This is a genomic window from Oceanobacillus indicireducens, from assembly GCF_014647195.1.
GTDB classification, from domain to species: domain Bacteria; phylum Bacillota; class Bacilli; order Bacillales; family Amphibacillaceae; genus Oceanobacillus; species Oceanobacillus indicireducens.
Genome location: NZ_BMOS01000006.1, coordinates 47,472 through 68,878 on the forward strand (window position 1 = coordinate 47,472; position 21,407 = coordinate 68,878).

At 40.5% G+C, this 21,407-nt stretch carries 21 protein-coding genes; 6 read left to right on the top strand and 15 right to left on the bottom strand.

The features are described from left to right. Window positions 1–34 precede the first annotated feature (34 nt). The 5 genes from IEX94_RS05545 to IEX94_RS05565 all read right to left on the bottom strand — a co-directional run bounded on the left by IEX94_RS05545 (window position 35) and on the right by IEX94_RS05565 (window position 5,344). Window positions 35–1,918 carry an ABC-F family ATP-binding cassette domain-containing protein gene (locus IEX94_RS05545; protein WP_188856377.1) on the bottom strand — a complete coding sequence of 628 codons (1,884 nt, stop codon included), beginning with the start codon at window positions 1,916–1,918 and terminating at the stop codon, window positions 35–37. A gap of 12 nt (window positions 1,919–1,930) precedes the next feature. After that, window positions 1,931–2,116, bottom strand: a complete 186-nt coding sequence (locus IEX94_RS05550; RefSeq protein ID WP_188856378.1) for a hypothetical protein — start codon at window positions 2,114–2,116, stop codon at window positions 1,931–1,933. Window positions 2,117–2,452: 336 nt separating this feature from the next. Then, complete coding sequence (locus IEX94_RS05555; RefSeq protein ID WP_156856634.1) at window positions 2,453–2,731, bottom strand: GNAT family N-acetyltransferase; 279 nt, start codon at window positions 2,729–2,731, stop codon at window positions 2,453–2,455. Between the two features lie 339 nt (window positions 2,732–3,070). Continuing rightward, on the bottom strand, window positions 3,071–4,114 hold the full coding sequence (locus IEX94_RS05560; RefSeq protein ID WP_188856379.1) for a hypothetical protein: 1,044 nt from the start codon (window positions 4,112–4,114) through the stop codon (window positions 3,071–3,073). A gap of 150 nt (window positions 4,115–4,264) precedes the next feature. Further along, the gene (locus tag IEX94_RS05565; RefSeq protein ID WP_188856380.1) at window positions 4,265–5,344 is read right to left on the bottom strand and encodes a uridine kinase family protein; all 1,080 of its coding nucleotides are present in this window, start codon (window positions 5,342–5,344) and stop codon (window positions 4,265–4,267) included. Window positions 5,345–5,465: 121 nt separating this feature from the next. Between IEX94_RS05565 and IEX94_RS05570 the strand changes: the two genes are divergently transcribed. The 5 genes from IEX94_RS05570 (at window position 5,466) to IEX94_RS05590 (ending at window position 9,245) form a co-directional block, all read left to right on the top strand. Beyond that, a complete protein-coding gene (locus IEX94_RS05570) occupies window positions 5,466–5,882 on the top strand; it encodes an SLAP domain-containing protein (RefSeq protein WP_188856381.1) in 417 nt (138 codons plus the stop codon). 67 nt (window positions 5,883–5,949) lie between these two features. Next, the gene (locus IEX94_RS05575) at window positions 5,950–6,843 is read left to right on the top strand and encodes a fructose bisphosphate aldolase (protein ID WP_188856382.1); all 894 of its coding nucleotides are present in this window, start codon (window positions 5,950–5,952) and stop codon (window positions 6,841–6,843) included. Window positions 6,844–7,247: 404 nt separating this feature from the next. Then, window positions 7,248–7,622 carry a GntR family transcriptional regulator gene (locus tag IEX94_RS05580; RefSeq protein ID WP_188856383.1) on the top strand — a complete coding sequence of 125 codons (375 nt, stop codon included), beginning with the start codon at window positions 7,248–7,250 and terminating at the stop codon, window positions 7,620–7,622. Continuing rightward, entirely contained in the window at window positions 7,622–8,497 is an 876-nt protein-coding gene (locus IEX94_RS05585) for an ATP-binding cassette domain-containing protein (protein ID WP_188856384.1), read from the top strand. Before IEX94_RS05580 ends, IEX94_RS05585 begins: the two co-directional genes overlap by 1 nt. Further along, on the top strand, window positions 8,490–9,245 hold the full coding sequence (locus IEX94_RS05590; protein ID WP_188856385.1) for a hypothetical protein: 756 nt from the start codon (window positions 8,490–8,492) through the stop codon (window positions 9,243–9,245). Before IEX94_RS05585 ends, IEX94_RS05590 begins: the two co-directional genes overlap by 8 nt. Window positions 9,246–9,268: 23 nt before the next feature. Here the strand turns inward: IEX94_RS05590 and IEX94_RS05595 are convergent, their stop codons facing one another. Continuing rightward, window positions 9,269–10,633 carry an MATE family efflux transporter gene (locus IEX94_RS05595; RefSeq protein ID WP_188856386.1) on the bottom strand — a complete coding sequence of 455 codons (1,365 nt, stop codon included), beginning with the start codon at window positions 10,631–10,633 and terminating at the stop codon, window positions 9,269–9,271. Window positions 10,634–11,222: 589 nt separating this feature from the next. Between IEX94_RS05595 and IEX94_RS05600 the strand changes: the two genes are divergently transcribed. Continuing rightward, window positions 11,223–11,408 (top strand): type Z 30S ribosomal protein S14, encoded by a 186-nt coding sequence (locus IEX94_RS05600; protein WP_156856645.1) that lies wholly within the window; start codon window positions 11,223–11,225, stop codon window positions 11,406–11,408. A gap of 194 nt (window positions 11,409–11,602) precedes the next feature. On the opposite strand, the gene IEX94_RS05605 is transcribed toward IEX94_RS05600, so the two are convergent. From IEX94_RS05605 to IEX94_RS05645, 9 genes are all read right to left on the bottom strand, one after another. Further along, window positions 11,603–11,767 (bottom strand): hypothetical protein, encoded by a 165-nt coding sequence (locus IEX94_RS05605; RefSeq protein WP_188856387.1) that lies wholly within the window; start codon window positions 11,765–11,767, stop codon window positions 11,603–11,605. 82 nt (window positions 11,768–11,849) lie between these two features. Then, window positions 11,850–13,244: an amidase gene (locus IEX94_RS05610; RefSeq protein ID WP_188856388.1), complete on the bottom strand. Its 1,395-nt coding sequence runs from the start codon at window positions 13,242–13,244 to the stop codon at window positions 11,850–11,852. Continuing rightward, on the bottom strand, window positions 13,241–13,426 hold the full coding sequence (locus tag IEX94_RS05615) for a hypothetical protein (RefSeq protein WP_188856389.1): 186 nt from the start codon (window positions 13,424–13,426) through the stop codon (window positions 13,241–13,243). Before IEX94_RS05615 ends, IEX94_RS05610 begins: the two co-directional genes overlap by 4 nt. 136 nt (window positions 13,427–13,562) lie before the next feature. Next, on the bottom strand, window positions 13,563–15,278 hold the full coding sequence (locus IEX94_RS05620; RefSeq protein ID WP_188856390.1) for a sulfate adenylyltransferase: 1,716 nt from the start codon (window positions 15,276–15,278) through the stop codon (window positions 13,563–13,565). 66 nt (window positions 15,279–15,344) lie between these two features. Beyond that, on the bottom strand, window positions 15,345–16,880 hold the full coding sequence (locus IEX94_RS05625) for a solute symporter family protein (protein WP_188856391.1): 1,536 nt from the start codon (window positions 16,878–16,880) through the stop codon (window positions 15,345–15,347). Continuing rightward, window positions 16,880–17,230 carry a DUF485 domain-containing protein gene (locus IEX94_RS05630; protein ID WP_188856392.1) on the bottom strand — a complete coding sequence of 117 codons (351 nt, stop codon included), beginning with the start codon at window positions 17,228–17,230 and terminating at the stop codon, window positions 16,880–16,882. The genes IEX94_RS05625 and IEX94_RS05630 overlap by 1 nt, the downstream gene beginning before the upstream one ends. Before the next feature lie 130 nt (window positions 17,231–17,360). Further along, on the bottom strand, window positions 17,361–18,104 hold the full coding sequence (locus IEX94_RS05635; RefSeq protein WP_188856393.1) for a LytR/AlgR family response regulator transcription factor: 744 nt from the start codon (window positions 18,102–18,104) through the stop codon (window positions 17,361–17,363). Then, on the bottom strand, window positions 18,101–19,864 hold the full coding sequence (locus IEX94_RS05640; protein WP_188856394.1) for a LytS/YhcK type 5TM receptor domain-containing protein: 1,764 nt from the start codon (window positions 19,862–19,864) through the stop codon (window positions 18,101–18,103). Before IEX94_RS05640 ends, IEX94_RS05635 begins: the two co-directional genes overlap by 4 nt. Next, window positions 19,861–21,405, bottom strand: a complete 1,545-nt coding sequence (locus IEX94_RS05645) for a solute symporter family protein (protein WP_188856395.1) — start codon at window positions 21,403–21,405, stop codon at window positions 19,861–19,863. Before IEX94_RS05645 ends, IEX94_RS05640 begins: the two co-directional genes overlap by 4 nt. Between the last annotated feature and the right edge of the window lie 2 nt (window positions 21,406–21,407).

The following is a 21,407-nucleotide window of genomic DNA, read 5'->3' on the forward strand; positions in this document are numbered from 1 at the left end:
TGATTCACTAGAATCAATGTTTCTAAACCTTTACCTATCTATTTTCAAATGCTTCAACCATTAAAGATAATTCTTCCCAACGTTCCATTTTCTGATCAAGTTCCGCTTGTACATCTTCCTGCTCCGCGAAAAGACGCTGAACTTCTCCTGCATCGCTGCCAGCATCTGCAATCTGTTGTTCCAACTCGGAGACACGTTCCTCTAATCCCATTATATCATCTTCAATCGTTTCCCATTCTTTCTGTTCACGGTAAGTAAGCTTCTTTTGTTTTCTCTCTTCCGCGCTCTGTTTTTCTCGTTGTTTTGGCAACTTTTCTACCGGCTCGGTCTCTCGGATGTTTTCCAAGTATTCACTGTATGTTCCAATATACCGCACTATTTTTCCAGTATTGGTAAAAATAATTAACCGATCTGCCACCCGATCAAGGAAATAACGATCATGGGAAACCGTAACGACAACACCTGGGAAAGATCTGAGATATTCTTCTAGGACACTTAATGTCTGTGTATCCAAATCATTCGTCGGCTCATCAAGGAATAAGACGTTCGGCTCTTCCATTAAGATTTTGAGTAAATAAAGGCGACGCTTCTCCCCACCAGAAAGTCTCCTAATATACGTATATTGCTCACTGCGGGAAAAGAGGAATCGTTCACACATCTGCTCAGCCGAAATAACGTTACCATCTACCGAATGGACGACTTCAGCTGTCTCTTTAATATAATCGATAACTCGCTGTTCACCATCCAGTTCCTCGTCACCTTGTGTATAATAACCGATTCTAACTGTTTCCCCTACTTCTACTTTTCCAGCATCAGGCGCAAGACGCCCGGCCATAATGTTAAGCAAGCTTGTCTTCCCAGAACCATTCGGTCCGATGATACCGATCCGGTCTCCAGGGATAATTAGTTCATTGAAATCATTAAGAACTTGTTTATCAACGAAAGATTTCGAAATATTTTCAAGTTCCAATACCTTTTTACCAAGCCGGTGAGAACCAATTTGTACTTCTATTCCCTGTTTTTTCGTGTCGAACTGCTTCTCTTGCAATTCTTCTATTCGTCCAATTCTCGCTTTTTGCTTTGTTGAGCGGGCCCTGGCACCGCGCTTTAGCCAAGCAAGCTCACGGCGGAGGACATTATGATGTTTTGCTTCACTTTCCCGTTCCAGTTCTTCACGTTCCGCTTTCTTCTCTAGAAAAACCTCATAATTTCCTTCATACGAATATAGATTCCCTTTATCCAATTCAAAAATTCGATTCGTCACCCGATTTAAAAAGTAACGGTCATGCGTTACGAGCAAAAGCGCTCCCGGATAAGTTTGCAAATACTTTTCCAACCACTCTACTGTCAGATGATCCAAATGGTTTGTCGGTTCATCGAGAATCAATAATTCTGCTGGTTGAATTAGTGCTTTCGCTAAAGCGATCCGTTTCTTTTGGCCTCCGGAAAGCTCTCCTGTTAATTTATCGAAGTCGGTAATCCCTAATTTCGTTAAAATTGTTTTCGCCTGCGTATTCGCTTCCCAGGCATCTTGTTCATCCATTTGACGCTGCAGTTTCAATAATTTTTCTTGCAGTCTCTCCTGCTCCGGTTCTGCTTGAAGCTCTAACAGGGCCTGCTCATAGGCCCGGAGCAACTTCATAAGTGCGGATTCCCCGTAATAGATTTGCTCAATCACGGTAAGGTTTGGATCTAGTTCTGGATCCTGTGCTAAATATTCTATTTCGTAATCTTTCGCATGAGCGATCGTCCCTTTTTCCAAGGTTGCAAGCCCAGCAATCGTACGAAGGAGTGTGGATTTTCCAGTCCCATTTACACCAATCAGACCAATTCTTTCAGATGGGGAAATGGTAAAATGGATCGAATCAAAAAGCACTTTATCTCCATACGACTTATATAATTGTTCAGCAGTTAGCATAAAAAATCCTTCCTATTCGGTTTTTTCTTTTCTTACTTTCAACAGGTTTTTGACGACCATTACAATTAAAAACAACAACCATGACGTTACAACATAAAAAATGTTTTTACTTGTACCTGTCATCTCATTATAGAAGAAAAACATTCCAAGCCAAACGACCGCTATCATACCTAACTGTGTAACTAACAGCTTATTCATGATTCAACCTCCGTTCATTACTCTTCTTCCACTAAGTTTATCTCACAAACACGGATATTTCCATTTAAACACACAAACAAAGGCGTAAGTGGCCGTTTAGCAACGTACAAACTGGAACACTTTGCAATGAGATAAAGGAAACACAGCGACCAACGGGAGCTGATGTTGACTTATCGATTGGAAAAGTGTGAAGTTTGCTAGTTGCTGGCCACTGGAGCCGGACGTGGCTGTTCCAGTAATTAAACTGGACCCAAGCTTTAATGTATTATAGTTACAAACACACAAAAGGCAAGCGTCAGCGCTCGCCTCTTTTATATTATTACGATGTCCTATATACTATTGAGCAAGAACATCATGGTATTCTACTGTATCTTCCATTCGTTTCTTGGCAAATACACAAAGGGGTTTAATTTTTTTATTATGCTCACGAGCGTATAAAACGACTTGTTCCAATAATTCCCCAGCAATCCCCTGACCTCTTAACTCATCAGAGACATAAGTATGATCGATGACTACTAATGATCTATTAGATTCCACATATGTTATCTCAGCAAGCGGTGTTTTCACATCTTCGCCTACATAAAACTTATTTCCGGCTTTTTTAATGGTTGTCATTCTTAAATCCTCCTAAACATAAGATCTATTCTATTATAACTCATAATTATTACATTTTGTGAAAACATCAAAAAAATATTTACGGAAATATTACATTGGCTTCATAATGTACTGCTATACTTATCATAGAATCAGTAGTAAAGTGCTAAATCACGAGATGGAGAAGTAACTTAAATGGTGAAATTACTAGTAATACTAATAGGACAATCCCTCACTAGGTCAAAATTATTAGGACCAAACCTTATTCTCGTCTCTGCCCTATCAGTAAGCAAAAAAACACTATCATACGGGGGATGTCTACACTCCCCGCATGATAGTGTTGATTGCCTTTTATATATTCTACTCTTCCACCGTAACTGTTATGGTTTGCCTAATCACTTTCGAACCATCTTCAGTATCATCAACAAAATCGCCTGCCAGATTTTGTCCATTCTCCCCATATACCTCTGTAACATGCGGACCATTGCTGCCATTGGATGGCTCCATTGTAATAATAATATCATATTCAGTTAGATTTTTAATTCTACTGTCTTTTTCTGGGTCTTCAAAATATAGGACTGCCGAGCCATCAGGATTTATATAACCGGTGCCTTGTATTCCCCATGTAATATAATTAGGAATGGAAGCTCTTGCTTGAATAAACGTTCCATCGATAATATTGCTATTTATTTTTACAGCAACATAATCTCCTTGCTTCTCTATTTCTGGCTCGATCCATACCGTTGCTTCTCCATAATCATCCGGTATTTCCCAGCTTGGTTCCGTAATCGCAAATGTCTGTTCTTCACCCTCATCTAGAGTGATTGTTTGTTGGAAAGATGCCTTTTGATAGGTCTCATCTAATTCTACATAGTTTCGTACAAAGCCCCCACTAAGCTCGTTTAAATAATGATTTTTTATTTCCTCTACATCCTGACTTGTTGGCTCAAATTTTACTTCAATATGTAATATTCCTTCTACGTTATCCGGCAAAGTAGTTTCTAATTCAAAGGATCCATTCTCATTAACTCGAGCTCGATCACTCGTTCCAATTAGTACACCATCCTCTGAATCAACCAAAAGGGTAAGTTGTGATTCTGGTAAAAGATTTGTTGTTCCTTTGACAGAAACAACTTTGTTTTCAACATGGATATCCCCTTCAAATTTCACTTCCAAATCACCTTGGTCTTCTAGTCCTTGATTCACTTCAAAGGAAACTTCTTCTTCCGTACTATCTGTTGAATCTTCTTCATCTTCAGTTTTTGATTCTGATTCCTTTTGTGCACTCGCATTGTTTTGATTTTCCGTTTCCACTTGTTTTTCATTTTCACCATTACTACAAGCAGCTAAAATCGAAATCATTAGTGCTAAAATTACCATTAATAATCGGTTGCGTCTGACCACTAAACTGTCCCTCCTAAATATAGTAAATATTCGATATTAATGATATACATTGTTGTTTTTAATAACAACAGGTCAGAATACCTATTTGTTAGAAATATAAGAAACTATAAAATAAAAATGGATTTGACTGGTGAAAAGTCGTAGTATTTCTTATTTTTCAGCTCTCATTCTTTTATCGCCGGTGTGGATTACGAAATCCGCCAACTCATTCACTCGTAAATTTTCAATATATTTTTCTTCAAGTGGAATCCACTCATTGATGAAACGGTGAAGCTTAGCCTCATGTCCTCGCTCTTTAATCCGCTGAATCTGTGTTCCCGGATCCGTTGTGACAAAAATCTTAACATCATAGTATTCCTCGAGTGCCGGATGGAAGGAATATACTCCTTCAATGACATTGAACTTCTTATACGGAATAACTGTCAGTTTGTCTAGATCATTAATGGAGCAATCGAATGGAACAAGCTTCACTTCCCTTCTTTTCATAAGCGGTTGGATGACCTCCTCAAGTACCCGTTCATAATGGACATTTCCTCCTGGTTCACCGAGCCGTTCTTCTGTCTTCATTTCGATAGGCAAGAAAAAATCATCCATATGGAAAACATTACAATCCAGTACTTCTTTTACAACCTGAGCAAAAGTGGTTTTCCCGCTGCCACATCTTCCATCAATTGCAATGAGTTTCGGTGTATCTCCCTTTGCAAGCTCTACCAAGTACTCTAGCACCGGCAAATATTCGAGATAACTAGCAGCAAGAACACGGTAATGTGGATCGTATTGTTCGTGATAAACTTTACTATGACTTACCGGCGGATAGCACCTCTCTTTATAAAACTGGAACACTCCTGCTAGGTCTTGTGCATCAACCGTAAGCTTCTCTTCTTCAGCTAATTCTACTGCACGTTCTAGTCTTTCTTCCAGTTGCTCAATGGTTCCCGATCGCCTATTTGTTGACCGGATAAAAAATTTGTTTAAAAGGGATAATGTCGTCTCGCTTATCTTTTCTGCACCAAGATGAACACGGACATAGCCATTCCCAATCGGTTCATGAAATACTCGGGTTTTCGTTTTGTCTATTCCTTTATACTCCTCGGTTAACTTTTCCAAACTATCTTTTTCATTAATCTGATCATCGTAACTACCAAATGTTTGTTGATAGATTAATTTATAGTAATCTATTGCTTCCATTTCAGCATACCTTTTTTGATGTGCTAAAAGAATCTCTTCCATTCTAACCCCTCCATCTCTACTTCCTTTATCGTACTAGCTTTAATTTTCATTGACAATGCATACTTATTAGTTCCTCTCCACTCCTTTTTTTGTTACGTTAAATATAGGAGGCGATGTTTACATGCAACAACTTATATTTGAAGCAGCTTGGGATAAGACGATTGCTCCGATTGATAGAGATAATATTACGTCTCTATTCCAGAAGACAACGAATGAAAACAAGAAAAATGTGGAAATTATTCCGATAAGCCAAGCAATTAATCATAATGAAGATTTACTTGTTATTGTGCTCATCCATAACTTTTCGAATGAGGATTTTCCCCTTAGAAATGTTTATGCTTCGTACCTAGAAGCTGATGAATTAATCGCCGAACATGATTTTACCTTTCCGCAGGTGAATATTCAGCGGAAGACGAGCATGCCTTGGACATTCATTTTCCCTAAAGTGAGTTGGCATAGGTCTCCTTCCTTTGAGAATAGCAGGTTGCAAATTGAAAAAGAAAAGAAAACTTTGCAAACGGGTAAAAGTTTACAATAATTAATGATACAATAGATAGTAGCTGAATATTCTAGCGCTTAATACAATGGAAAGAGGAGTGGAATGCATGCAGGAAAAACATTTGGAAAGAATTCGAAATGGAAAAGGTTTTATTGCAGCACTTGACCAAAGTGGCGGAAGTACACCGAAAGCCTTGAAAAATTATGGCATAGCGGAAGACGCGTACGATAATGAAGACAAGATGTTCGATCTTGTTCACGACATGCGCACCCGGATTATAACTTCACCAGCCTTTAACTCTGAACGTATCCTTGGCGCCATATTATTTGAACAGACGATGGACCGTCACATTGAAGGGAAGTATACCGCTGACTATTTAGCAGAAGAGAAGGAAATCGTTCCATTTCTAAAAGTGGACAAAGGTCTTGCTGATGAAGCAGATGGAGTCCAGCTCATGAAGCCTATTACAGACCTGGATGAATTACTGCAACGAGCAAATGAGCGGAATATTTTCGGTACGAAGATGCGCTCTGTCATTAAGCAAGCGAACGCGCAAGGTATCCAAAAAATCGTTAAACAGCAATTCGATATCGGTAAAGACATTCTTGCTGCTGGATTAGTTCCAATTATTGAGCCTGAAGTAGATATTTTCAGTGAAGACAAATCCCAATCAGAGGAGATTTTGAAAGAAGAATTATTGAAGCAATTGAATGAATTAGCTGATGGACAAGATGTTATGCTGAAACTCTCAATCCCGACTGTAGCTAATCTCTATAAAGAAATTGTTGACCATCCACGAGTCATCCGAATTGTCGCTTTATCAGGAGGTTACCCACTCGTTGAGGCGAATGAGAAACTGAAAGAGAATGAGGGTATCATCGCAAGCTTCTCAAGAGCCCTCACGCAAAACCTCAATGTCAATCAAAGTGATGAAAGCTTTAACCAAACTCTAGACGATGCAGTGGAAACAATTTATGACGCTTCTGTAAATAAAAAATAAAAATTTAAGATATGAAAATCCTTTCTACTTAAGTGTAGGAAGGATTTTTTTATTGCATAGGAAAAAATGCTGTAGATACTTAGGGATCCATCTCTAGCCACGTCCAGCATAGCCCAATATAAAATAGTTCTTGAGTTAGCTTCCATGACCAATCCTTTTGTCACTTTGCGAGGAGTTTTCTTCACTGAATAAGCTTACAACACGCCCCAACGAGCAGATCTTTTGGCGGGATGAGTAATCGCAGTCCTAGGCGCCCGTGAAACGAATCGCGAAACTTACTGTAAAGGGGCTTCTGCCAATGTTCTTTATTTCAAATAGTTTATTGACAAAATAATTAATCGCTGTTACGGTTATATACATTAGTATATAACCGTAACACTAAAACATAAAAAGGAGGGCTGGCATTGAAACATCTGTTACTGGATGATAAACCAATTTATCTTCAAGTCCGTGAACAAATCGAAGACCAAATTATCAATCGACAATTACAAGCGGGAGACCAGGCCCCTTCCACGAATCAACTTGTGAATTTTTATAAAATAAATCATGCGACGGTATCGAAAGGAATCAATCAACTTGTGGAAGACGGAATTCTTTTTAAGAAAAGAGGGATTGGTATGTTCGTTGCAGAAGGAGCAAGAAAACAGTTGCTTGAAAAACGGCGGCAAATGTTCGTCGAGGATTATATAGTCACCCTCGTACAAGAGGCCGAGAAGCTGGAAATTACAGAAGAAGAAATACTAAAGTTTATTAAACAAGTTAAAGGGAGTGAGAAATAATGAATATAACGGCAACAAACCTTCATTTCTCTTATGGTGGAGATGTAGTGTTACAAGATATTAATTTTGAGCTGAACGAACCAAAGATTTATGGTCTCCTAGGTAGAAATGGTGCTGGGAAAACATCACTTCTTTCCATCATCGGCTCATTTCGGGAACCATCCTCCGGCAAAATGCTCATTAACGGAGAAGCACCATTTGAAAATGCGGAAATCATGCAGCAGGTTGCTTTCCTCTACAATAAAGATAATAGCGGAGAAACGGATTCTGTAAAGACATTGTTAAAAGGTTTACAAATCTATCGTCCCTATTTCGATTATGAATACGCGCTTGAATTAGTAAAGAAATTTAAATTGGATTTAAAGGAAAATTTATCCAATTTGTCCACTGGGAAACAGTCTGCTTTCAATGTGATTGTTGGCCTTGCTAGCAGAACACCGATTACAATCTTTGATGAAGTCTATCTTGGAATGGATGCACCGGCACGAGACTTATTTTATAAAGAGTTGCTAAAGGAACAGGAACGTCATCCACGGATTATGATTCTCTCCACACATCTTGTTTCTGAAATGGATTATCTGTTTGATGAAGTGCTTATTTTAAAAGAAGGTAGACTCCTTCTTCATGAAGCATATGAAGATTTGCTCTCTCGCGGGGTTAATCTGATCGGCAGCAAAGAAGCAATAGATGCCTTCAGCAAAAATAAGGAAATTGTTCATCATGAGCAATTGGGAGATACCTTTTCGGTGACTTTATACGGAGAATTTAATGATATGGAGCGGCAACAAGCGAGAGAAAGAGGTCTGCAAGTTCGCAATATCTCACTGCAAGACTTGTTTATACAGCTGACAAAGGAGGATGAAGATAATGAATAAACCGGTACAAATCCATCAAGCAGCCTTCATCATGTTACAAGCACAGCTTACTTGGACACTTTGGTATATGGGGATTCTGCTACTTGTAAATGTTGCTAGGCTGATATTCAGTGCAGACGGGATAGATACCTTTTACAATCATGCCTTTGTTGCTAGTAATGTATATATGCTTGTTATCGGAATCATCACCATTTCGTTTATGCCCTACTTTGTCGAGATGGGAGTCACCCGGAAAAGTTATTTTTATGGGAATGCAATCGCAAGTATCTGCCTTTCCATATTGATTCCGGTTTTTGCTTATGTACTCACTATTTTCGAGAAACTGATATTGGCTAATTTTAAAGAACCGACTTTCAATATCGAATCTGCTGCAGATGGCAATTTCATTGGCGATCTGTTACAAAGCATTTTAATTACGCCTTATGTTGATATGGAGGCGAATGTATTGCTGTCCCTTGCTGTATTTAGTTTAAATATCTTTGTCTTTTATTTAATCGGTTGGTTGATTGGGACAGCATTTTATCGGCTTGGGGTGATTGGTGGGATTTTATTTATCGCCATCAGCATCGTCCTAATTGCTGCAAAAGACTCCATGCAGCGTATCGCAATGGACTTGCCGTTATTTGAAACCTATGCCTTCTTTGCTGCAGTACCAAGCCGGGTTGCCTATATTCTTCTTGTAGTCATCATGTTCATTCCATTAATCCTTATCCGGACATTGACAAAAAGAGCACCGATTAAAATATAAAAAGAGGGGTGCTCCCCTCTTTTTTATATTGTCTCTGCTTTTGTTTTAACCAACTTTTTCCTCAACCATGGTTGGGATTTCCAGCGACGATAGGCAAAAATACCACGGAACCATTCGTCCGCACCTTGCGCAAGCCATACGCCAAGTAAGCCAAGTCCGAAATGAATACCGAATACGTAACTTAGGACAACGGCAAGCCCCCACATGGAGATGACACCAATTACAACAGGGAAACGAACGTCCCCTACTGATTTTAATGAACCCATCAAGACCATATTCACCGCCCGGCCAGGCTCGATGAACACAATCGCCCAGAGGACCGGAATCGCAACGGCAATAATCGCCGGGTCACTCGTGAATATACCAAGGAGTCCTTTGCCAGTTAGCGCGATGATAAGCGAAATGACAAGTGACACAGAAACTGCTATCCGCAACGTTTTCAGGCCCCGTTTCAATGTCCGCTCATACATCCCCGCTCCGACATAGCGGGCAATGAGAAGCTGTGTACCTTGAGATATTGCCATCGTAAACATAAAACAAAACATCGATATATTTAAAATATAAACCCGCGCAGCAAGTGCCGCGTCCCCTATGATTGCGACAAAACTTGTAATAACTACTTGCGAGAACTGATAGGATAGTTGTTCTGCAGCAGATGGTATCCCAATCACCATCAGATTTTTGATGTTTTTCTTATCTATTTTAAAAATATCTTGCAGGCTGAATTTAATCGCCAGCCGTTTATATACAAATCCCAACAAAGCAAGAACGAGGAAGATACGAGCCACTATGATTGTAACGGAAACTCCGACAACTCCTGTCACCGGAAGACCGAACAATCCGTGAACCGCAATAAAGTATCCGGCAATACTAATTATATTCATGATAACCGTGACAAACATCGTCTCTCTCGTATATCCGTGACTTCTTAATACAGCACTAAGCGCTAAAGCTACAGCTTCAATACAGAGGGAAAGCCCTGTGATTGCGAGGAAAGAATACGCGTAATCATATACCTCTCCACTTAATCCGTAGAAATTTAAGAATATACCGCCAAATGCAATTACAATAATCGTCATCACGATACCGATCCAGAAATTCAGCCCGAAAGCAGATCTTGCGTAGTCCCTCGCCGTTTTAAGCTGGTTTGCTCCAAGGTTTTGACCAATCAAGATTGTCGCTCCGACTGCTGTCACGTTAAAAAGGATAATAAAGATATTCATAATCTGGTTCGCTACACCGACACCAGCTACCGCCTGGTCAGAGTAACTACTTAATATTAATGTTGCAAGAATGCCCACGCTCATATGAAGAGAGATTTCAATAAAAAGCGGCCACGTAATACTAAATAACGACTGTTCTTGATATTTATTTTTTTCTATATTCAATTGAAATCGTTTCTCCTTCACTATTAAATTTTTCAAATTCCAACATAATAACACAGTTCTTAACCAGTAAAAAAGACCGCCCGAAAATCCGTAAAATAAATAAACGAACTCCCGTGACAGCCGTCTGCTTCGATGTTAGTTACTGAAATCTCTCCAGGTGACATTTTATAGCTGATCATTTTCCATTAGAATATTATACCATTGTTAACTCACTTATTTCAATACCTTTTTTTCAAAAAATGGAAGGTTAATAGGTTAATCTCTTCTATTTTTTCACGAATTTTATCACGTATTAACGCTCTGTAATACCCCCACCTCTAAACAAGAGGGAAAACCAAAAAGGTAAGGAAACCCCCACTGAATGAAGTTTCACTTTATCGGTATAGAACTTTGCAAACTCTGTTTGAAAGTCTACTTTTTGATTACCGCTTTTCCATGTCGTAAAACATTCCTTAATAAGTAAGTTACTACTATAATTGTTTTATTCTTTCATAGCTGGATGATGGCTTTACCACAAATTGGATTCCATATTGAGTAATAAAATATGGTATAATGATTCTCTATTTCAAATATAGAAGGAGAATGCCGCATGGCAAAAAAAGCTTTAGTCGTCAAACAACAAAAGCCTCAAAAATTTGCAGTTCGCGAATATAGCAGGTGTAAGCATTGCGGCAGACCACACAGTGTTATAAGGAAATTTGATATGTGTCGAATCTGCCTTCGGGAATATGCATATAAAGGTCAAGTACCGGGCTTGAAAAAAGCAAGCTGGTAAATGATAGAGTAAAACGGGGAGTATATGTATGCTCGCCGTTTTTTATAATGGAAAGAAGTCGGTTATTTTCCTATCTTTAGGAAGAGACCAGTCGTTTAAGATCTGAAAAAGCACTTTTTTCCCCGTTATAAAGGAAATTTAAAAACCTGGATAACCTAGAGTTGCGCTGTTTTCCAGATTTCTGCAATTCCTTACTATCTATGATTATCGTCATCTCTGTTATGACGTCTTTCATTTTGATGCCCGAGGTCATTCTCTTCTACAAATTCGTTTTCATCTGAAATTTCACGATCATGGTTGTTATCTTTATTGTGATCTCTCTGATCACTACAACCGAAATTACAGTTATTGTTATCCATGATTCATCCCTCTCTTATATTGGGGAAAATCCTTAACCGCAAAGGTATTCTCCACGATTATGATATCGTCTAAATTAAAATATTAGTCATCTGTAATTTTAATTTGCAATGGATTTACTTGCTCCCAGTTATGCCCTATCTGCAATAATTGTTTCTCCGTAAGATGCGAACCAATAAATTGCATACCCACCGGAAGGCCATATCTATCCAGCCCAATTGGTACAGCCAAAGCGGGAACGCCCGTTAAATTGATTGGAACCGTATAAGGCATGATACGTTTTACCACATCTAGATTCTGTTTGACCCAATTTTCCTTGAATTTCGGAGTCATAATTGGAATCGTTGGACCAAGAAGCATATCAACTTCACCGAATGCTCTTTCAAATGCTTGCACGATCCTTCTTCTTGCTTGCTGTGCTTGAATATATTGTCTTGCCTCTATTAATGAACCGGCTAAGAAGAATGACCGAATATCCGGTGAATAATCCTCTGCATGTGTCTTCAGCCACTGATGGTGAAAGGCTGCAGCTTCTCCACCGACAGTGGCATATCCCGCAAAAGTTGCCATCTCCAGTTCTGGGATTACTACTTCTTTAATTTCTACACCTAAGCTTTTAAGTGTACTTACCGCTTGATGGAATAATTTATCAACATCCTCATCCAAATTTTCCATATAATGTGTTGGAACCCCAATTGTTAATCCCTTTATATTTTTATTCAGATCTTCACTATAATTTGGAACAGGGACGCGTAAACTCGCTGGATCATGTGGATCATACCCCGCCATTACTTGGAGCATCAGTGCCAAATCACCTACTGAACGAGCAATCGGCCCAATTGTATCGAGCGACCAGGCAGTTGGAAAAACCCGGTGTGCACTAACAAGTCCGTGAGTAGGCTTTAAACCATAGACACCACACATAGCTGCAGGTACTCGAATAGATCCAAATGTATCACTTCCAGTGGCGAGGGTCGCAAGCCCAGCTGCTAAAGAAGCGGCTCCTCCTCCACTAGAACCTCCCGGCATATATTCGATATTCCAAGGATTACGGGTCGTACCGAAATATGGATTCGTTCCAGTAGAACCCGCAGCAAGTTCGTGCAAATTTTGTTTTCCAAGCATAACGATTCCTGCCAGAACTAACTTACTCACGACTGTAGCAGTCTCACTCGGATAAAAATTCACAAACAGCTTTGAACCATCTGTTGTGCGTATTCCCATCGTATATTGATTATCTTTTATTCCCACTGGAATCCCATGCAGTGGTCCAAGATATTCGCCTTTCATAATCTTGTTCTCCGCTTCTCTTGCTTGTTTTAACGCCGTTTCATGTAGAGGGGTTATATAAGTTCGAAGGGTGTCATCAAGCTGGTCGATACGGTCCAACATGATTTTAGTCAATTCAACCGGAGAAAGTTTTCTTTCCTTAAGTAACATTCCAAGATCTTTTGCCGACATATAGTACAGATCATTCATGTTAACAACTCCTTATCGACAACCTGGATTGGTACTTCCATATTTAAATAAGGAGCTTCTACAAGAAAATATTCGGCTTGTTTTACAGTCATTAAAATATCTTGAATAAATGGAATATCGAATTCAATTACCGGCAGTCCTTGTTCTTGCAAACTATTCTTAATATATGATTCGTAAGTCATTTCATAACCTCCTCTACAAAGTCGCTATACTATATGAACGCCTATAGATAATGTGCCATACAATTTTTCGATACATGCTGTAAAAAAATTAAAAATCTGCCCATAAGAACATTCTTATGGGCAGTACCAAATAACCTTATTCATCATTTCCCCGATAGCGCGCATATGACAGTGAATTCCAAGTGCGATAATCCAGCTGTTCCTTCTCTATTGGAGTTGACAGATCGTCGAAAATCCTTCGAGCAACCTCCAGTTCTTTTTCCGCTTCCTGTTTATCTTGATACATAAACTCATCTGTTGTGGTATCCGGTGCTTGATCCACTTTCTCTTCCAAGTTCTGCACAACCATCTCCTGATGGCGATGGATTGTTTCCCTTGCCTCCGTCACCCAATCGTCCTGGGCGGAGCGATTCATATCCGTTACATAAGTGAACTCATCATAGATATCCCGATATACTCGGTCCGCGTTCTCCCGTACATCCCGGATGACTCCCACTAAATCAGCAATCGTCAGCTGCTCAGGTTCTAATTCTTCAGTACGCTTAGCACCGCCAAGTCGCTCATGTTTTAAATAAAATGGGAAAATGCTCTTAATCGTCTTCCCAACCGGATTGATTGCCATTTGGTTCTCATCCATTCCTTTTGGCTGAATCCCCTGCATCGCAATACGGGCCGATTCCGGTCGGACGATTTCCTTCGGTGGTAACACCCCATACCGCAGCAGTTCACGAATTCCTGTCCCGGAAATGTTAATCCGATATTTCCCTTCATGCGGGCAAGTATATTCAGTTGCAGCACTGTCACAGCGCGTGCAATAGAACACTTCTTGAAAGAGCCGCACATCAATCCCTAATTCCTCTGGTTTAAATGTGTCAAAAATTGTATGGGCTGCATACTTATCATAAAAATCGCCAATCCCCGCATGGTCCCTGCCAATTAATGCATGTGTACAGCCATAATTTTTCATAATTAACGCATGAAGAACCGCCTCGCGGGGACCTGCAAAAATATAAGTTACTCGAAGTGGTGCAAGAATTGTTCTTTCTTTCGGATAATACGTTTCTAAAACACTGCGATATGCAAGCATCCGGAATTCGTGACGGGTATATTCACGTTTTGCCATTTCGACAAGCGGCTGGACAAATAAACCGTCAAGCTCCTCGAGTGCGTTCCGGTGGATGTATTCATGTCCCCGGTGTAAAGGGTTCGCCCCTGTAATAAATCCTCCGACAGTATTAAACTTCTTCTCCTCATAAAATAGTTTCCATGTATCTTTTGGCTCCATGCGAATTCCTTCAAACGGACCCCAATGTACCCGGCGCAGTAATTGAATCGGACCTCCAAGCGCCGTATCCCCCATTCTCCGGTAAATCGCATCTACACCTGGGTGGCTTCTGTCCGTCGTATCAAATAAATGCAACGCCCGAAATTCACGGTCATATTCAAAGATGTCCTCAATTTTAAGTATTGCTACTGCTTCTTTTGTGTGGTCTGCTAATGCTATTTCATCGCCAATATTCAATGATTTGATAATTTCTTTATTTTTATCTCCAATTGGAGCGAAACTTAGCGGAACCGGCCAGACAACCCCATTACTTAATCTACCTTCAGTAAGTACAGATTTATAATCCTCTTCACCCATAAACCCTTTGTTTGGTGAGAGTACCCCGGTTGCAATCATCTCTAATGTGATAACTGCTTCCAAATCAACGACAATCATCGGTAAATGTTTGGCCCTTTCAACCGCATCTGCTAGCGCTTCCCCTGTCAGTACTTGATTTACTAGCTCACCACCATGTGGTTGTTGCGGATAAGCTGTCATTTTTGTTTGATCCATCACCTTTTGACTCATCAATCTTCCTCCTTATTTATCTCTATCGTAATAGCTTATGAATAGTTAAAAATACTGCCCCTTTATCTAATTCGCATCCCGGTATCCCGTATTCGCTTTAACTTTCACTTCCGCATAACGGGCCGAATTGTATTCTTTTGATAGCAAAGTACCTAGAAAACCGGCAAGAAAACCTAGTGGAACACTGATGATTGCCGGATTATCGATAGGGAATATCGGTTCCCCAACAAACAATGCCGCACCTTCCACAGGTGAAAATACGCTCGGACTCATCGAAACAAGGATGAGTGCAGAAAGTAAACCGGTCAATAAAGCCGATATGGCACCCGCTGTGTTAAAACGTTTCCAATATACCGTGTATAAAATAACCGGCAAGTTAGCACTTGCTGCAATACAGAACGCTAAAGAAACAAGGAATGCGACATTTAAATACTGGGCGCCTAATGCAAGTACAATAGATAGGACGGATACGGCTAATGATGCATAGCGGGCGGCGAGCATTTGCTCACGATCCGTCACTTTTCCTTTTTTAATAATCTGGCCGTAAATATCATGGGCAAAGGCAGATGCTCCAGATAATACAAGACCCGCAACAACCGCTAAGATGGTTGCAAAGGCTACTGCACTAATAAATGCAAATAAAATATTTCCGCCAATTGCTTGGGCAAGAAGGGGTGCTGCCATATTTCCACCTGGATTCGCTGCTAGAATTGCATCTTGGCCGACAAATGCAGCCGCTCCAAAGCCTAGGAATAAAGTTAAAATATAAAAGAGACCAATCGTCCAAGTTGCCGTAATTACAGAGCTTCTCGCTGTTTTAGCATCTTTCACCGTGAAAAATCGCATTAAAATATGTGGTAAACCTGCAGTTCCAAAGACAAGTGCAATCATTAATGATATTGTGCTTAATGGATCTGTATAAAGCACTCCTGGTTTTAAATAATCTGCCCCATGAGATGTCGCTGTCTTTACAGCGGTGAACATAGACGAAATATTGAAGTTGAAATGGAATAACACTAATAAAGAAATAATAAACATTCCCGCCATCAAGAGGACAGCTTTCGTAATCTGAACCCAGCTCGTTGCAATCATCCCACCGAATAGAACGTAAATCGTCATCATGACCCCGACGATTAGCACAGCAATCCAGTAATCGATCCCGAACAGCAGTTGAATCAATGCACCTGCACCGACAAGCTGGGCAATCATATAAAACAGGACAATCGTTATCGTACTAAGTGCTGCCGCTCCTCTGATTTTCTTCGCATCGAACCGGGCATTAATCATATCGGCAATCGTATATTTACCAAGATTTCGCAGTGGCTCTGCAACAAGAAATAGAACGACTAAATAAGCAATAAGGAAACCAATACTATAGAAAAAACCATCAAACCCGTTCAGAGCAATCATCCCGGCTATCCCTAGGAAAGAGGCGGCAGAAAGATAATCTCCTGCGATTGCCAATCCATTCTGCCATCCAGTCAATCCACCCCCAGCCGTATAGAAGTCTCCGGTGCTTTTTGTACGTTTAGCTGCATAGTACGTAATGACAAGTGTTAAAATAACGATAGCAAGGAATAGGATAATAACGGTGGCATCCATCAGTGATTACCCCCTTTATCCAACTGCTCCTTCACTATTTCTTCCGCCATTTCATCAAAGCGATTTGCTTTTTTTACATAAATCGTGCTCAGCACCCAAGTCATTATAAATTGCGAAATTGCAAATACCCATACCCAGGATATATCACCGAAGAATGGTGCATTCAGGAATGTTGTATATGACGTAAGTATCGGAAGCGTAAAGTAAAAAACAAGAAAGAAGATCGTCAGCGGAACAATAAATTTCTTTTTTGCATGCATAAAATTTTTAAACTTCCGACTTTCCTCCACTTTAACAAAATTGATTGGCTCTTCTTGCTTTCGTTCAACAGAAACCGGTTGTGTATTCATCAAAACATCCTCTCTACCCTTATTTCGAAAACGCTTACTAAGAGTATAGAGAGTTTCATAACTTTTGTTGTAAGTTTTTCGTGAACGGTAAGTATTTTGGTGTGAACGGTTCGGATACACTGACAAATAGTTATATTTTGAATTTTTTAATCAATATTTTACTTGCTGTCCGGCTGACCGGTATTTTGGTCTGTTCCTTATCTTTTAATGTGACATTACTCGTTCCATTAAACCATGGTGTAATTTCTAAAATATGATTCAGATTAACTAGATAACTCCGGTGCGTCCGGAAGAATGATTCATCATTCAACTTGTTCTCCAGTTCCCTTAATGTCAATTTACTCCTAATCACCTTATCTTTTGTATGGATTTCAATTTGTTTCTTATGTGGTACAGCATAATAAATCGATTCAGGCGAAAGCACGACCATCCGCTCCCCATCATCAATAAGCAGTTTATCTGTCATAGCCTGTGGCTCAGACACAGATCTCTTTTTCCCCTTCGTCTGCAATGCTCTCCGCAGTCTTTTCAATGCCCGTTTGAAATGAGTTTCCTCGTAAGGCTTCAATAAATAATCAATCGCTTCAACATCAAATGCATCCATCGCATAGTCATCATAGGCGGTCGTAAATACGAATAAAGGCTGCTGCTCTTCCTCTTTCGTTATATATTTTGCTGCCTCGACTCCAGACATGCCGGGCATTTCAACATCAAGAAAAATAACATCCGGATGATGGAGACGATACTGTTCGATTAGCTCTTCCCCTGTTTCTGCATGAGGAGAAAGAATAATATCTTCTTCATCCTGCAACAGATACATCAATTCTTTTCTTGCCATCGCCTCATCTTCCGCAATCATCGCCCGTATGATCATGGGATCGCCTTCCTTTCCATTTGATTCATGCGAGGTATTTGGAAATACACTTCACTCCCTTCAAGCGGCAAATTTTGAATCGTTAATTTCGCTGACTCGCCAAGCAGGCCAATCAACCGCTGATTCACATTGTAAAGACCAATCCCGCCACTTTTCTCTTCGCTGAGTGGTTTATGTCCAGCGTCTCTTAATATATGTTCTGGGAAACCATAGCCGTTATCGCGGACAAGAATGAATACAGCATCCGCTTCAACTGTTATGATAATATCAATTCTTCCCCCCTTCGATTTATGGTGTAGACCATGATTTACACAATTTTCCACAAGTGGTTGAATTGTTGAAGGCGGTATATAAACACCCGAAAGGTCTTCCGGTCGCTCGAAATGAATCATCAACCGATCCGCGAATCTTGCTTGGATAATCGCTGTATAAGCCTCGACATGCTCACATTCCTTTTCAAGGTCAACGAGTGACCTGGATACGAGCCGCAAATTAAAGCGCATAAAACCTGCAAGTTTAAGCGTGAGATACCTGGCCTTCTCTGCATCTTCCCGGTAAAGGGTCGCGATAAGCTGTAACGTATTAAATAGAAAGTGCGGATTAATCTGCGCCTGTAGATTCCTGAGCTCCGTATGCCGCATATGCATGTTCAACTTCTCTGCATGCAGCATCGTCAATTGATTGGATATGAATTGACCAAGTCCTTCTGCCATCGTAATCTCTACAGGGGAAATATGTTGCGGTTTCCGAAAATAAAAGATGATTAATCCCGTGTAGTCATGTCCCTCGGAAATAGGAATCATGATGGCTGCATGCAACGGACAATCCGGATCCATACACTCCAAGTCTGCTTTACTATATATTATTTTCATCGTATTCGTTGCGATTGCTTCTTTTGCAAGCTTCGAACGGATTGGATTTCCCGCTTGGTGATGGTTGCCAATTCCTTTATGGGCTAGCACTTCCCGGTGATTTGTAACGGAAACCGCTGCAAGCTCTAAGCGGTCGTAGAGTAAATCGGCAATCCCGTCTGCCATAGCTTTACTTCCATCCTGCTTTAAATATGGTATTGCTTCTTCCGCTATCGTTAATGCCTGCTTTGTCGCAAGCGCCGCCTCATTTTCCTGTTCCTTCAGGACAATGCCAATCATTGCAGTAAAGATTGCAATCGCTATACTGTTTGACAGGACAAGCGGCAGACCAATCCAGTCTACAACCTGTACTATATCATATGCATCCGTGTAAAAAATGAGTAGCAGCTGCATTTGTAATACTGGCGGAAAAACTCCAATAAACAATGCTTTTAACGGTGAAATAACCCGCTCATTGGAGAAGAATCTAGCTGTTAATCCTGCCAATAATCCTGTAAGCGGGTTCACAAAACCATTTGCAAGCCACCCCACTCCACCGAGGAACATCAAGTGAATACCGGCAATCAGACCTGCTCCTAATCCCACAACCGGACCGCCTAATAAACCCGCAATAACCACGGCAACAAGGCTTGTACTAACAATCAGCTGATCATTTTCCACAGGGAATATAATAAAATCAACATGCAGCACCTCATCTTGAACGATGACAATTCCTGTAATCGTACTCGCAATCGCAAAAATACCAAATACGATTGCATGCACCAACGACATACCAATATTAAAATTCCGATCAAGCAACCGCTTAAAGCCTGGCGTTCGCGTTAATACGAATGCTATAACGAGGAGAAGTCCAATCCGTTCAAAGAGAATAATCGTTAAATCCTTCATGACGCATCACTCCTGGAACGGCTGCCAGTTTGTGCTTTTTTGAAAAATGCGTAATAGGACGCTTCCTTTTTCGCTTGGCCTCCAGATAGGAATGCACCTAGAAAAGCTCCTAAAAATCCAATCGGTATCGCAATAATTCCCGGATTATATAACGGAATGATCGCATCACGGGCGATCAACCCATTTTCCGTATCCATAATATGAGGCCCCAGTACGAGCAGGAGAAGCGATGCAATCAGTCCACAAAACATTCCAGCAACAACTCCTGTTCGATTAAACCTTTTCCAATAAATCGTAAACAATAGTACGGGGAAAATACTAGATGCCGCAACGATAAATGTCATCGAAACAAGAAAGGTCACATTCATTGTTTCAAGCCGCAATGCAAAGACGGTAGAGAGAAGTCCGATTGCTAGAGCCGTCCAGCGTGCCGCATAAAGCTGTTCCTTCTCCGTCGACTTTCCCTTCTTCCATATCATATGATAAATATCATGGGAAAAAGCAGTCGTTGCCGAAATGACAAGCCCTGCGACAACTGCAACTATTGTCGTAAATGCAACTGCAGAAATAAACGCCAAGAGAAAGTCACCACCGACCGCTTGAGCGAGTAATGGAGCTGCCAAATTTCCGGTAGAATCAGTTGCTGCCAGTGCCTCGTACCCTAAGAATGCAATCGTTCCAAGCCCAAGAATCAACGTCATTAAATAAAACGTCCCGATGATCCACGTTGCACTGAGCAGCGAACGGCGCACTTCAAATGTATTTTTCACAGTGAATAGTCGGATTAATATATGCGGAAGTCCTGCCGTTCCGAGAATCAATGCGAGCTGTAACGAGATTAACTCAATTGGACTATCAAATAAATGCCCCGGATGAAAAAAGTACTCCCCGAGTGGAGAGCGTTCTTTCACATCCGAAATAATCGCGGGAACATTCCAATTATAATTGGATAGGACGATGAGCGATAATAAAAATGTACCTGACATGAGGACAATCGTCTTGACAATTTGCACCCAAGAAGTCGCAATCATCCCGCCGAACATGACGTAAATCGTCATCAAACTTCCAATTACAAGCACAGAAACAGAATAATCAATATCAAGCAATAAACGCAACAGGAAGCCTGATGCAACAAGCTGGGGGATCATATATAGAATAGAAATCGTAAAGGCCCCAAACGCCATGATGAGGCGCATCGAACTACCGGGAAACCTCGAGCAGATTACATCACCAAGCGAGTATTTCCCGAGTCTGTGCACCGGTTCCGCGATTAAAAAAAGTACGACCAAATAAGAAACTAAAAAACCGATTGAATATAGAAATCCGTCATACCCGCTGAACGCTATCGTACCGACAATACCGAGGAAAGAAGCAGCACTGATGAAATCTCCGGCAATCGCCATCCCATTTTGAAAACCGGTTAAACTTCCAGCCGCCGTATAAAATATGTTCGTTGTTACACTCCGCTTTGCCGCCCAATATGTAATGATAAGTGTGCAAACAACGATACATATGAAAAATAAGAAGTAGGTGAGATTCACTG

Bases quoted from the DNA above. Each gene is read 5' to 3' on its own strand.
- IEX94_RS05545 (WP_188856377.1), bottom strand. From the start codon at position 1,918: ATGCTAACTGCTGAACAATTATATAAGTCGTATGGAGATAAAGTGCTT.
- IEX94_RS05550 (WP_188856378.1), bottom strand. From the start codon at position 2,116: ATGAATAAGCTGTTAGTTACACAGTTAGGTATGATAGCGGTCGTTTGG.
- IEX94_RS05555 (WP_156856634.1), bottom strand. From the start codon at position 2,731: ATGACAACCATTAAAAAAGCCGGAAATAAGTTTTATGTAGGCGAAGAT.
- IEX94_RS05565 (WP_188856380.1), bottom strand. From the start codon at position 5,344: ATGGAAGAGATTCTTTTAGCACATCAAAAAAGGTATGCTGAAATGGAA.
- IEX94_RS05570 (WP_188856381.1), top strand. From the start codon at position 5,466: ATGCAACAACTTATATTTGAAGCAGCTTGGGATAAGACGATTGCTCCG.
- IEX94_RS05575 (WP_188856382.1), top strand. From the start codon at position 5,950: ATGCAGGAAAAACATTTGGAAAGAATTCGAAATGGAAAAGGTTTTATT.
- IEX94_RS05585 (WP_188856384.1), top strand. From the start codon at position 7,622: ATGAATATAACGGCAACAAACCTTCATTTCTCTTATGGTGGAGATGTA.
- IEX94_RS05590 (WP_188856385.1), top strand. From the start codon at position 8,490: ATGAATAAACCGGTACAAATCCATCAAGCAGCCTTCATCATGTTACAA.
- IEX94_RS05600 (WP_156856645.1), top strand. From the start codon at position 11,223: ATGGCAAAAAAAGCTTTAGTCGTCAAACAACAAAAGCCTCAAAAATTT.
- IEX94_RS05605 (WP_188856387.1), bottom strand. From the start codon at position 11,767: ATGGATAACAATAACTGTAATTTCGGTTGTAGTGATCAGAGAGATCAC.
- IEX94_RS05610 (WP_188856388.1), bottom strand. From the start codon at position 13,244: ATGAATGATCTGTACTATATGTCGGCAAAAGATCTTGGAATGTTACTT.
- IEX94_RS05615 (WP_188856389.1), bottom strand. From the start codon at position 13,426: ATGACTTACGAATCATATATTAAGAATAGTTTGCAAGAACAAGGACTG.
- IEX94_RS05620 (WP_188856390.1), bottom strand. From the start codon at position 15,278: ATGAGTCAAAAGGTGATGGATCAAACAAAAATGACAGCTTATCCGCAA.
- IEX94_RS05625 (WP_188856391.1), bottom strand. From the start codon at position 16,880: ATGGATGCCACCGTTATTATCCTATTCCTTGCTATCGTTATTTTAACA.
- IEX94_RS05630 (WP_188856392.1), bottom strand. From the start codon at position 17,230: ATGAATACACAACCGGTTTCTGTTGAACGAAAGCAAGAAGAGCCAATC.
- IEX94_RS05635 (WP_188856393.1), bottom strand. From the start codon at position 18,104: ATGATCATACGGGCGATGATTGCGGAAGATGAGGCGATGGCAAGAAAA.
- IEX94_RS05640 (WP_188856394.1), bottom strand. From the start codon at position 19,864: ATGAAGGATTTAACGATTATTCTCTTTGAACGGATTGGACTTCTCCTC.